General features: G+C 34.4%; 12 protein-coding genes. All 12 read right to left on the bottom strand.

What is annotated here, in order from left to right:
• Window positions 1–5: 5 nt before the first annotated feature.
• Complete coding sequence (locus G0Q07_RS14380; RefSeq protein ID WP_163347336.1) at window positions 6–809, bottom strand: DUF6794 domain-containing protein; 804 nt, start codon at window positions 807–809, stop codon at window positions 6–8.
• A 177-nt stretch (window positions 810–986) separates the two neighbouring features.
• Window positions 987–1,712, bottom strand: a complete 726-nt coding sequence (locus G0Q07_RS14375; protein WP_163347334.1) for an LEM-3-like GIY-YIG domain-containing protein — start codon at window positions 1,710–1,712, stop codon at window positions 987–989.
• Between the two features lie 24 nt (window positions 1,713–1,736).
• Window positions 1,737–2,869, bottom strand: a protein-coding gene (locus tag G0Q07_RS14370; protein WP_394366525.1) for an IS3 family transposase whose coding sequence is annotated in 2 segments (ribosomal slippage) — window positions 1,737–2,608 and window positions 2,608–2,869 — 1,134 coding nt in all. Because the reading frame shifts where the segments join, the coding sequence is not laid out codon by codon here.
• A 413-nt stretch (window positions 2,870–3,282) separates the two neighbouring features.
• Window positions 3,283–4,392, bottom strand: coding sequence for a hypothetical protein (locus G0Q07_RS14365; protein ID WP_163347331.1), 1,110 nt, complete (start codon window positions 4,390–4,392; stop codon window positions 3,283–3,285).
• A 121-nt stretch (window positions 4,393–4,513) separates the two neighbouring features.
• Window positions 4,514–5,764 (bottom strand): group II intron reverse transcriptase/maturase, encoded by a 1,251-nt coding sequence (gene ltrA / locus G0Q07_RS14360; RefSeq protein WP_163347329.1) that lies wholly within the window; start codon window positions 5,762–5,764, stop codon window positions 4,514–4,516.
• Between the two features lie 659 nt (window positions 5,765–6,423).
• Complete coding sequence (locus G0Q07_RS14355) at window positions 6,424–7,305, bottom strand: hypothetical protein (RefSeq protein ID WP_163344037.1); 882 nt, start codon at window positions 7,303–7,305, stop codon at window positions 6,424–6,426.
• Between the two features lie 159 nt (window positions 7,306–7,464).
• A complete protein-coding gene (locus G0Q07_RS14350; RefSeq protein WP_163347321.1) occupies window positions 7,465–8,481 on the bottom strand; it encodes a hypothetical protein in 1,017 nt (338 codons plus the stop codon).
• 4 nt (window positions 8,482–8,485) lie between these two features.
• Window positions 8,486–9,058, bottom strand: a complete 573-nt coding sequence (locus G0Q07_RS14345) for a hypothetical protein (RefSeq protein WP_163347319.1) — start codon at window positions 9,056–9,058, stop codon at window positions 8,486–8,488.
• Between the two features lie 198 nt (window positions 9,059–9,256).
• Window positions 9,257–9,769, bottom strand: coding sequence for an SPFH domain-containing protein (locus G0Q07_RS14340; protein WP_163347317.1), 513 nt, complete (start codon window positions 9,767–9,769; stop codon window positions 9,257–9,259).
• A 163-nt stretch (window positions 9,770–9,932) separates the two neighbouring features.
• Window positions 9,933–11,192 carry an ImmA/IrrE family metallo-endopeptidase gene (locus G0Q07_RS14335; protein ID WP_163347315.1) on the bottom strand — a complete coding sequence of 420 codons (1,260 nt, stop codon included), beginning with the start codon at window positions 11,190–11,192 and terminating at the stop codon, window positions 9,933–9,935.
• Between the two features lie 311 nt (window positions 11,193–11,503).
• Window positions 11,504–11,710 carry a hypothetical protein gene (locus G0Q07_RS14330; protein WP_163347271.1) on the bottom strand — a complete coding sequence of 69 codons (207 nt, stop codon included), beginning with the start codon at window positions 11,708–11,710 and terminating at the stop codon, window positions 11,504–11,506.
• A 56-nt stretch (window positions 11,711–11,766) separates the two neighbouring features.
• Window positions 11,767–12,177, bottom strand: coding sequence for a hypothetical protein (locus G0Q07_RS14325; RefSeq protein ID WP_163347269.1), 411 nt, complete (start codon window positions 12,175–12,177; stop codon window positions 11,767–11,769).
• Window positions 12,178–12,196 lie beyond the last annotated feature (19 nt).

The following is a 12,196-nucleotide window of genomic DNA, read 5'->3' as shown; positions in this document are numbered from 1 at the left end:
GCTTTCTATTTTTTTAATTTCAAGAGGTAGTTTTGTAAGACTATCTCCTGATATCCATAATTTTTTAATCTCGATAAATCGCCAAGATTTGATGGATAATCATTAATCCGATTATCAAAAAGATATAATTCTGTAAGATTCTGATAATTTGCTAATGAATTAAAAGCTTTATGAAAATCTAAATTTGGACAGTCTTCAATAGTTAATTTACTTAAATTACTAAATTTATTCAGTTTCTTGGGTAATTTGGTATATCCAATAAGTTCAATATCAATAATACTATCAGTATATAATAAAGCTGTGTCAATATTTGTATACTTTCTATTTCCAATTGTTTTAGCTTCGAATCGCAAAGAAGTTTGTTTAGCGTTAGTACTTTTCCAATATGCTTTATATTCCTTTATTTGTTTTTTTAATTCAACGTCTTTCCCTGTCAAATACCTATGATAAGATGTCAAGATGATACCACTCATATCATCAGGATGATATATTCCTTTATCTTTAAAATATACTTGTAGTCTTGAACCACTCCATAATCCCCAATTATTTCTCATCCACATCCCAAATCCCAAATGAGCATTACCACAAAATTCATTTTCTGTCCAAGACTGAACCTTGGTTTTTATAGAATCATTCCAAAATCCATCTATTTGAATAAAACAATCATTCAAATCTTTGGGAATATAAATTCCGTTTATTGAATCACTGGAATAAATATCTATTTTCAATGAATCAGCTGCAGATTGGCTGAATCCAATCAGGTTGACCAAGACTAAAAGAAAACAAAATATTAAAAATCGTTTATTCATTTCTGTAAATGTTCATTTAAATGGGCACTAACGGTTGGTACATGTTGTCGGGGCGGATTTTGGAGCGCGTTCCTGTCCGAAGGACACGGAACTGCGAAACGAGAATCCGCAGTTGGCGTACCACCGAACCCCGCCCTGCAATATGTACTGTGTTATGCAACGGTTTTTATTCATTATTTACAAATTATATCTTATCGCAGAAGCTGCTCCTCTCTTTTTTACATGTGCAATTGATTTGTTTAAATACTTCATGCGAATATTTTCGGGTGCAATCTGTCCGTTAAAACCAAATCCTATTTTTGTTTCTCCGAATCTTTTTGCGTTGGGAGTGAAGCCTCTTTCTTTTTCATACCATTCAAAAACTTCGAACACTTCAACGATTAGTCCCCGATACTCACTCAAAACATATTTTAATTGATATAACCGACTTTCTCTAATTGTCCAAGTTTCTTTCGTTGCCTCGTAAATTGATTGTTCTCCTTTTCCTCGTTGATACTTTTTGTTGATATTGATTATTATACAATCCTCTTCGATTTTGTCAAGTGGCTCTGCATTGTATAAACGTTTGATTTCATCCGAGGTCATTAATCCTTTTTCTATTGAGTTGTGTCCTAAAACTTTGTTTGAAAGCAATATGCCACTGAAGTTAAACGCATCAATTAAACTTGCTTCGATTTGGAACGCTTCTTTTTCAGTCAGCCCGTGCCTAACAATAATGTGTCCGACTGTTTGTCCACTATTTGTTATTTCCCTAATTTTCTCATACTTGGCACTTGTCAAATCTAAGTCTGTCAGTGCACAGTCTGTAAGCTTCCCCTTTTTAGGACTATCTAAAAATAGATTATTTTCTTTTTTATAACCAAATTCTAAAAGCCTTTTCAGTGTGATTTTTGGTTCTGTCAAGGGCGACTGAGTGAGCGAAGTCGTTTATATACCCTTGACAGGTTCATGAATCACATTTTCTTTGCTTTTTAGCTTTTGGTTTTTCATTTTATTGGCATAATCTATGGGAGTCATTCCCCCCAGTGAATCATGCGGCCTTTTATAGTTGTAATCAAATATCCATTTATCTGTTTCATCTCTGGCTTCATCCAGCGATTGGAACAGGTAAGCATCCAGTACCGCTCTGCGGTATGTTCCGTTTAGTCGTTCCACAAAAGCATTCTGCGTTGGCTTTCCTGGCTGAATATATAAAAGTTCTATTCCTTGAAGTTCACTCCATTCTTTTAAAAGTTCTGCAATAAACTCAGGACCATTATCCATCCTTATTTTCATTGGTTTGCCTCTACGCTTTATTAAGTGGTTCAAAACATAAACTACTTTATTACTTCGAATCGAATGGTCAAGTTCAACATGAAGTGCTTCTCGGTTAAAATCGTCCATGATATTAAAACTCTTTATCTTCCGCCCGTTTTCAAGTGCATCGTGCATAAAATCAATCGACCAGCAATGATTGATGGTTTCAGGAATTACCAAAGGAAGCTTAACTCTGGCAGGGAGCCTTTTCTTTACTTTCCTTCGCATGTTTAGCTTCATCATGCAATAAACCCGATATACCCGCTTGTGGTTCCAGTCATGACCTTCCAGGCGTAATCGGCCATAGGTTTTCCAAAAACCTTCGGTTGGGTGCTCTTTCGCTTTTATGGTAAGTGCTTCAATTATCTCAGCATCATCTTTTATCGATTCATAATAATAAACCGAACGACTGATGTTTAGTACACGGCACGCCCTGCGGATGCCTACTTTTGGAACTTTGCAAACTTCTTTTGCAATCTCTCGTTTTTCACAAGGCTTTAAAGCTTTTTTTCGATAATCTGTTTGGCAAGTTTTAAATCCAGGGCTTGTTCAGCATACATCATTTTTAACTTGCGGTTCTCCTCTTCAAGTGCCTTGAGCTTTTTTAACTCAGAGGCTTCCATGCCACCAAAACGTTGACGCCATTTATAAAAGGAGGCTCGGCTAACGCCATGGTCTCGAACAATTTCTTCTACGCTTTTGCCGTTCTCGTACTCCTTCAAAATGGAGGAGATTTGCTGTGGTGTAAATCTTTTCTTCTTCATCTTTTAACAGTTCAAAATTAACGTTTATTTGTCTACTTTTAAACTGTCCTGTTTTTGGGGAAGCTTACAAGTCCAAATGATTAAATACTCGATTATCGATACCTTTTCCAATATAAAATGGTTTATTATCAGTCGGGTCGATAAGCATGTAAACGTAATATTTTAGTTCTTGTCTTGTTTTCTCGTCAAACATTTTCGTGTCGGTTTTAAACTGTTGCATAACGGTTGGTGCAAGTGTAGTGCGGAGCTTTAAAACGGCAACTTTTCAGGGTTGCACGGAGCCAAGCCGGCGTAGCACTAAATTTTGTTTTTAACCGATAATCCGTCAACGACGGATTGGCGGTGTTTGAACAGGGCGCTTACGCTTAAACACGCAGCCCGCCCGCATTACATTTGCACTTTGTTAGCCACAGTTATTTTATAAGTTTCAATACATAATAAAAGTCAACGTACCTCCTTTTTATATCACTAAACTGAATCATATCAAATTTACCTATTGTGAGAGTGTCTTGGCCTACATTTAATAAGTCAATATAGTCTTCTTGAATACATCCTTCATTTAAAATAATTTCCTTTCCACTTTTCGATAATTTCCATTTTCCAGAGTTGTATAAAGTGTCAGAAACAAAGTATTTATATTCAGCATCATCAAATAATAAAGAGATTTGTTGATTTTTGAGACTTGACATCTTTATCAATGATGTGTCAGGCAAAAATGTCCCTCCTGAATTGTATTTGGAAAATGCAGAATCACCCTCGAATGCTTGTCTCTTATTAACTAATTCAATTGTTTTCCATTTGTAATTCTTAATCTTTTTAAAAATGGAGTTGTAATCTGAATCTGATATGGAAGAAGTTTTAACCATTAAGGATTCATTTTTATCAATTAAGTTTTTTAAAACAACTGAATCACCAGAGTATTTTAGAACTTTATAAATCTCATAGTCAAACTGCCCAAAAGTTTTAACAAAAATATGATTGTCATTAACGACTTTAACATTCCATTTTTCATTTCTTGCATATGGTTTGTCTTCCCATTCAGAGAAGACTAAGCAATTTTTTGCAATTTCATTTGGATACATATCCCATAAATGGTCTGTAAGTTTTATTTCTTCACAATAATCATTTCTATTAAATGTCCAGTCAATGTAATTCCAGAAATCAATATTAGTCATTGTTTTTTTATGTGTTTCTAATGGTACAAACTTTACCCTCATTCTTTTGTCAAAGTCCAACAATAAACTGTCTTTGTCAATGTGATAAATTCTTGCCCATAACTTCTTCTCAAGACTAATTCTGTTTTTTCTGATTTTCATTGGAACGGACTGAATTGAGTCAAAGAAGACATGTTCAAACTCAACCGATTTCTCTTTAAATTTTAAAATCATACCATCTAATGGTGAAATACCATATTCGCCAATTTGATTCGACTCTACAGCAATCCAGTATGAATTAGGTTTAATCGTTTGTCCTGATACAAAAAACGAGAAACTTATTAATATTATGGTAGTTATTGTCTTCATAATTGTGGCTAACGGTCACTTGGTCGAGTAGGCAAAGGGACTTTCACCCTAAGCCTCTCACAGAACCGTACGTGACAGTCTCCCGTCATACGGCTCTTGTTATACAAATCTAAACGCTTCATCAACCTAATCCAAGTTGCCAATGGTAAAACAGGCTCGGGAATTGTTCCTTAACTCTCGTGAACCATTGGAAAGCTCGTTTTATACTGGTTTTATAGCGTTTGTACCTTTTCCTTGCCCAGCGGATTAATCGCTTGTTCAGCCAAATAAAGATTGGATTCAACTCGTGTTTTCTGAACTTACCAAAATAGTTAATCCATCCCCGAATAAACGGGTTTAGAAATTGAGCTACACCAACAATGCTTTTATAGGTCAATCCAACAATGTTAAGTTCTTCCATTTTATCAGCAATGCGTTTCTTAGAACTAATGCTGATAGCACAATCGTACCCGAGAAACAGTTTTCCTGTTCTTGGCGATTTGGTTGTACATGGTTGAAACGAATAACCCAGAAAATCGAACTTTACAATTGGATGAGTGCCTTGTCTACGATAGTCAAGACAGTAAACCAATTTTGTCTTTTCTGGGTGGAGTTCCAATCCACAATCTTCAAGCCTTACACGTAACTTTTCCAGCAGCCATTCTGCTTGGGCTTTACTCTCACAGTGAATTATTGCATCATCGGCATAGCGAACAAAATTCACTGTTTTGTGCTTTAGTTCAAGCCATTTATCCATGGCATAATGCAGAAACAAATTGGCAAGTAACGGGCTTATCACACCGCCTTGTGGAGTGCCTTTCCCCTGCTTGTGAACCAGTTCTCCTGATTTCGTTTGCACGGGTGCATTCAGCCACCGTTTGATGTAAAATAAGCACCAATTCTCGGTTAAATGTTTCTCCAAGGCACGCAGTAGTTTTCCATGGTCGATATTATCAAAGAAACCTTTTATATCGAGGTCGATTACCCAGTCTGTCTTCCTACAATTCTCACGAACCTTTGCAAGAGCCTGATGGGCATTCCTGCTCGGACGATAACCATAGGAATTAGTACTGAATATAGCCTCAAACCTTGGTTCTAAATAATCTTTTACAACCATCTGTCCAATCCTGTCGGAGATAGTTGGTATACCAAGTAAGCGGGTTTTACCGTCTTTCTTTGCTATCTCAACTTCTTTAACAGGTGGCGGAAAGTAACTGCCCGATGCCATACGATTCCAAAGCTTGTACAAATGTTTCGACCTTTCGGCATCAAATTCTTCAATGCTGATTTGGTCAACACCTGCACTCCCTTTGTTGGCTTTTACCTTCTTATAAGCTTCCCATACCATGGTTTTGCTTATAGGTACTGATTTTGTCTCATTCCATAAATTCATCCTCTTGCGAGTTGTTCAATGTTATGATACTGTATAACCTAACCCCTTCGCTCCATTTCCATTACAGAAACTTCATCGCTACTACGGGTTAGTCCGTCTCTGTTCCTGCTCATCGGTATTCTGCCTTCAGGTTGTTCCCGTTGTGCGTTTCCCTTTGCATTGCAGGACAGATTCCCGAGTTCCATAATTAAGCCCAGATAAAGGTCATGCCGCCTGAATGACGTCTGCCGCACAGCCAGTAAACAGGTTTCCGCTGTGCTTATCACTGCATAACTTACTCTACAGCTTTTGACAGAATGTGGCAACTTCTCGACACCTCTTCAGCGGTTACGGTTAGTTCATCTCCTTTATCCATACCTGATTCTGCTCTTGACAGAACCTTTTCCTAAACGCTCAATACCATGCCTCTTAAACACAGCACCTTTAGGTGGTTTAAAACCCTTGCCTGTACAACGGTTTTGGTGGGTCGTTTCCACCATCTTAATTATAGCATGCAATGAACGTTAATTGCCGATTCATCGCTTCTCGGCACACTAAGTTGTCGTTGCGGATTTCGGAGCTCGTTCATGTCCGGCAGGACGGAACGATGTTGCGAGAATCCAGCAAACGACACCGCACGAACCCCGCAATGCAATTTACAATTTGTTATAACCAGTTTTTTATGTATCAAGCATATCCCACTCATCTCCAGTCAACCATCTTAATGCCGATAATTTCCCATTGAGCATACCCCATTCAAAATCGCTTTCGTGCCACAGATTTTCTTCACCATATTTTTCCTCAATTCGTTTGGCTGCTTTCAAAGCACCTGCCCAAATTTCGGGGTCAACAGTAGTTTGTTTAGCTGCTAGTCTTTGTTTTAAACCTTGATGCCTATTATACCAAATTTGGTCTGAAAATCTTTCAATCATTTCATATACCTCTTCCTCTGTTCTATTTTTAAAAATTTCAGAATCTTCGTCTAACATAAGTGAACGCTTAAAACTGGAATAATCAACCATTAGATTTTCTATTTTTTCACTCAGGTCTAACATTTTTTCATCTTTGACGACAAAATAAGCCAGTTGTTCTTCTTTTGTCATTTCGATATCTAAGAATTCTAACCTAACTCCATAATTTTTTGCATTATCCAAAATATGAGCAATTCTTTCTAAATGGAATACCTCAATTGTATGTGGTTTTCCAATTTTTTTTAATTCTTTTCTTTCGTTTAGGGTCAATTCTTGGTTTGTAACAAAAGCAAGTCCACTTACACTATTTGCATCAATTCCTTTTAAATCTTCTGAAAATTTCTTTTTTATTTCAGTAAATTTCATTTGTCCCCTTGGAAAGTATGCAGCACCAATCCATTGAAGGTTATCTTTTATCGAAACAATATCTTTTAAACCATCCTTTCCACCCAATGGGTGCGATGGGTCAAGTGACTTAAATCCTTCTGAATTCAAAATATGAGCAGAAAGTCTCTCACTTGATTTTTGTCCTTTAGTCCAATTTAAAAGTCTATTCCAAGTTTCATCTCCGTCAGATTGTCGTTTTGCCATCGAGTTTGTTTAAAATTGGTTATAACGGTTGGTACATGTTGTCGGGGCGGATTTCGGAGAGCGTTCCTGTCCGAAGGACACGGAACTGCGATGCGAGAATCCGCAGTTGGCGTACCACCGAACCCCGCCCTGCAATATGTACTTTGTTAGCGGGAGTTTTTATTTTAATTGTTTTTCTATAAATTTACTTGTAAGCTTAAATATGTTATCTTTTGTATAATGCAATAAGTTCTTTTCACTTCCATTTGTAATAAACGATAAATAAGATTGTATTAATGAAATTTGTGGATAATTGCCAAATAGTGAAAACCAAAGTCTTGCAAAATTCTCAGAATAAAAATCAATCAATGCTCGAATTTTATCACCAAGTATAAATTCATTTAGGAGATTAATTCTCTGCTCAGCAGTAAATAACTTAAATATAAATGCTTGTGTATCCAGATTGAGATAATTTGTATAATCCGTTTTATCGTTTAGCCCATAAAAATCAAAAAATCTTATTGAGTCATAATTATTGTAAAATTGAATAATGAAATCATTCATGAAAATTAAATTTGGGTTTTTGTCGTCTGTATAACCAACAAAGTTAGCTTTATTTGCATCGTCATTATGCTCAGTAATCAAGTATGTAACAGAGATTGGAAACTCATTTAAAACTTCAGGTTCAATCTCCTCTTTATTTAAAAATATCAATCGTAGTTTTTCAGAAACTTCTTCATCAATTGTGAAGATACTGTCGCAAATACTAGTTCTCCAAACTTGTAAGAGAAAGAATAATTTGATGAGTTTATAGTCGTTTATAGATTTCAAATTTCCTGTATATTGATTATTCCTAAAATCCTTTAAATATTTTTTCGTAAAACTTTCTTCAATTTCAGAAAATTTTTTCTCACAATTTGAACAAAACACAAAATCCACTGAAAATGGAATTTGTTTTGCTTTCTCAATCTCCAAATCATCAGGTTGTCTGCCTAAAATTGTGTTTAATTTTTCAAAAGTCGTCCGTCTTTGAAAATTGAATTCAACAAATGGATTTTCATTAGAAATATCAAAATATAGTCCCTTTTCACGAATGTTTTCTCCGTTTTCATTAAGGCAGGTTCTGATAACACTATCTGTTAAAAAGTGGGTATTTTTTTTATCCGCTTCAATATTTTTACATAACGCACAAAGCATGACACTAATATTTATTTTTCACATCTATAATCCCATTTTCTTTTTTGTCCTTCCTGTCGATTCTATCTCTAAGATTCCCTGTTGCCATGTAATTAATTGATGTTTCCCATTCACCATCTTCATCTTTGTCTACAAATACGATTCTTGTATCTGTATTTCGATAGTCCCAAATTGCTCTCCAGATATTTTCAGAATAGGATTTTCTGTATGGTTCGGTTGTTTGTCCTCGGTTTGCGACAAAAATTTTATATAATTGTTCTTTTTCCTTGTCATTCAAATCATATTTTGAATCAGCACTTATCATTGAAAGTCTAGAATTTGAATATACATACGCATGAACACGGAAGAATACAAATTCATTTTCACTAAGTTTTATAGTATAATCAAAGTCCGTTCCATTAAGATTACTAATGAAACCTGATTTCTGAAGACTTCGTGCATGATTAATATATTCATTATAAGTCATGCCAAACTCAAAATCAAGAAAAGTTTTCTCCTTATAATTATTGCAAGAGACAAATGAACTCAATAAGAGTATTTGTGCTAAATTGAAATAAAAATTCCAAGTTTTTTTCATGATGCTGTATTTTTAAATTTCTCATTCTCTATTTTTAAATTCCCGCTAACGGTTTGTGTAAGTTTAGTAGCGGATTTACGTGCGGTTATCCGTCCGATAGGAACGGATAATTGGGCGTGAATCCTACGTTGGAACACCCACCGAACCCGCTATTAAATTTACACTGTGTTACATGTAGTTTTTTATTTATTTATTTATTTATTTATTTATTATTTCAATATCAATTGATTTTATTAAAACTCCGGTTTTCAAGCGAGTCTTAAGAAATTCCAATATTTCTTTACCTGCCTTATTCTGGTCTAATTCATCAAATGTGTAATATCCTGTTATTTCTCTTGCTGCAAATCTTATTTCTGGTATTAACTCATATTTTAAATAATCTAAGGGGATTGGATTTGAAAGCTTTGAGATATTAGAAATAGCTTCTCTGTTAAATTGATACTTTGTCGATATCTTAATGTCATATTTCTTACCATACTTTGAATAGACGTTACAATCTTGTTCGAAATTCTGTTCAGTAAGCGTATAAATTGTAATTATTGACAATCTGTCTTTCGAATAAACACCTGATTCTAATAGTTTAAATTCCAAATTGGAATCTCGAACAATTCCCAATTCTCCTTGCTCAATTTTAATTTGATTTTTTTCTTTAGTCTGTGCGTTAAGACTGCAAGAAAATAATATTGAAAGTATTACTAAAATAGTTCTCATTTGTGTTCTCTTCAAAATTACATGTAACGGTCACTTGTAAGTTGTCGTTGCGGATTTCGGAGCTCGTTCCTGTCCGGCAGGACGGAACGATGTTGCGAGAATCCAGCGAACGACACACCACAAACCCCGCAATGCAATTTACAATTTGTTAACCGCTGGGTTTTCATAATTTTCTCATTATACTTGATATTGAAGTATCGGTTGCATCTTTTAATAACCCTAATTTAATTAGTCTATATTTTGCCACATCTTTCGACACTCCAAAATGTAATTGCATTTCATTTAAAAATCCAAGCACTAACCTTTGATTAACAGGCTGATTGTCTAAATATAAATATCCTTTGTGAATATTTTCTTTCTCAAAGTATTTCTCAACCTGTTTTAGAAAGGAATTAGTCGGGAGTAACGAAAAGCTTGCAAAAAGATTTGCTTGTATTTCTAATCTTTTGTTATTTGTAAAAGCTTCACTTTGAGAAAATGAAAGTGTTTTTTCCCCATCTTCTTTTTTGTTTAGAAATTCATTTAATAATTGCTTGTGGAGGATTAGATGTCCAAATTCATGAGCAACTGTAAACCTCCATCTATAAATGTCAGTTTGTAAGGATTTGGTGACGAAGATTTTTAAAGGATTAAATTCAATTTTCCCAAGAATATGAATTGGCAATTCTTCACCAAAGATAAATTCAATATCAAATAATTCAGACAGTTTAGAACACGCTCTTTCTATTACAAATTCATCATTTTTGTAGAAAGAATAATCAAAAATTTCCTTTACTGACTTTTCAATATTTTCTTCAGTTTTATAAGGAACGTCAACGTATTTAGTAAGATTTCTAAACCTGTCAAAAATTTCAAAACCTATCAATAAGCTTGGCAAGTTGTCATAAACCTGATTCTCATTAATTGCAATAAAGTTTTTCCTATCAAGGTCGTCAGATGTAAGTTGTTGATTTGATATTTCTACGCTTAGAACTTTTCCCTTTTTATCTAATCTGTGGTTAATCCAATCTATTTCATTTTCGAAATTTATTCTTCCTAAACCAATCTTTGTTGATTTCGCAAAATTTATTGTCCCCTGTTGAAATGTAGAACTTGATATTAAAATCCCTTTTGTGTTATGTTCACCGATTTCATTAAGAACCGAACCAAATTCACGAATATCATTAATTGGTATTTTGCCTTTGTAATTCTTGCATTCGATGACTGTAAGGAAAGAATATTCTTCTGCTCCGTTTAAATAGGTTTCTATGGAAATATCAACTTCAACTTCTCCGGTTTTTGAGGATGGGTATTTCTTTTTCCAAAAAATCTTACTTTTCTTTCCACTTACAAAGAATTCATCATTTCGAAGCAAGTCGTCAATAATATTAAAAACTTTCTTTTCGAAAGAATCACCTTTTTTTATGGAAGAAATTTCTGTCATTAAAGTCTCATTTTTTCAACCTTGCGGTTAACGGTCACTTGTATGTTTCTATTTCGGGAATAAGATATTTCAAGTATTAACCAATCGTTTCATAACAAATACTGGCCGTTTTAAGTAACCACACCGAAATGAAATATACAATTTGTTATCATTCGGTTTTTAATCTAAGTGATGGTAAAAAGGCCTCTGTTTTATATTCACGATGAACTTGTGAACGAAACCCGAAAGAAACTGTATGGCAATTTCTTCAAAAAGAAGCGTATTGTAAGGTTTTTGTTCTTTAGGTTTAGCATTAGGTATTATGAATATTATTAGCCTTTATAATCGCCCCAGAATGAAAAAATGACATGATCCTCTGTTATTGCTGTTAATTCTTCGGCAAATTTAAATTGAATGCCTTTGTTTTCATCTTTAAGACTCAATAGTTCACCATCTATGATATCTTGATATTGAATAAACATGCGATCATTGCCATTAAAGTCTAATTTGATTTTTCTAATGAATAGTAATTTTTTCATAGTTGTAAATTTTTATTCCTACATCAACCAACACGATAGTGTTGTTAAGTTTTAAGTTATGGGACGCTTGCTGAATCGGTTTTTTGATAACGTATTGAATCTACTTGGTTTAAATTCTGATAATTTTTTTCAGATTCTATTTTATTTTGTTCTTGGTATGACGATTGGGTTATATCTTTCTGCTTATTTGCCGGGGAATCCGTATCACATTTTTTGATTACAAATGGGGTAATTGCTACAACCAGTGCGATTACTGTTGTAATTATCCATTTTGCGTGTTTCTTAATAAATGGCTTTGGTTTTTCGATTAAGTAAATCTTACCACCTACATTCTTGGTGATAATTCCACGCCTGACCATTTCGTAAAACTCAGCTTTATTTTGCTTATAGAACGTCAAATTTGACTTCACATCAAATTCATTATTAGCGAATCTTTCCTTTATTATTTTGGTTATTTTCTTATCCATTTTTCTTTCCGCTAGATTC

The organism is Draconibacterium halophilum, assembly GCF_010448835.1.
Lineage (GTDB): Bacteria > Bacteroidota > Bacteroidia > Bacteroidales > Prolixibacteraceae > Draconibacterium > Draconibacterium halophilum.
Note: the sequence above shows the minus strand (reverse complement) of the source record. Positions and strands in the feature narration are given on the sequence as shown.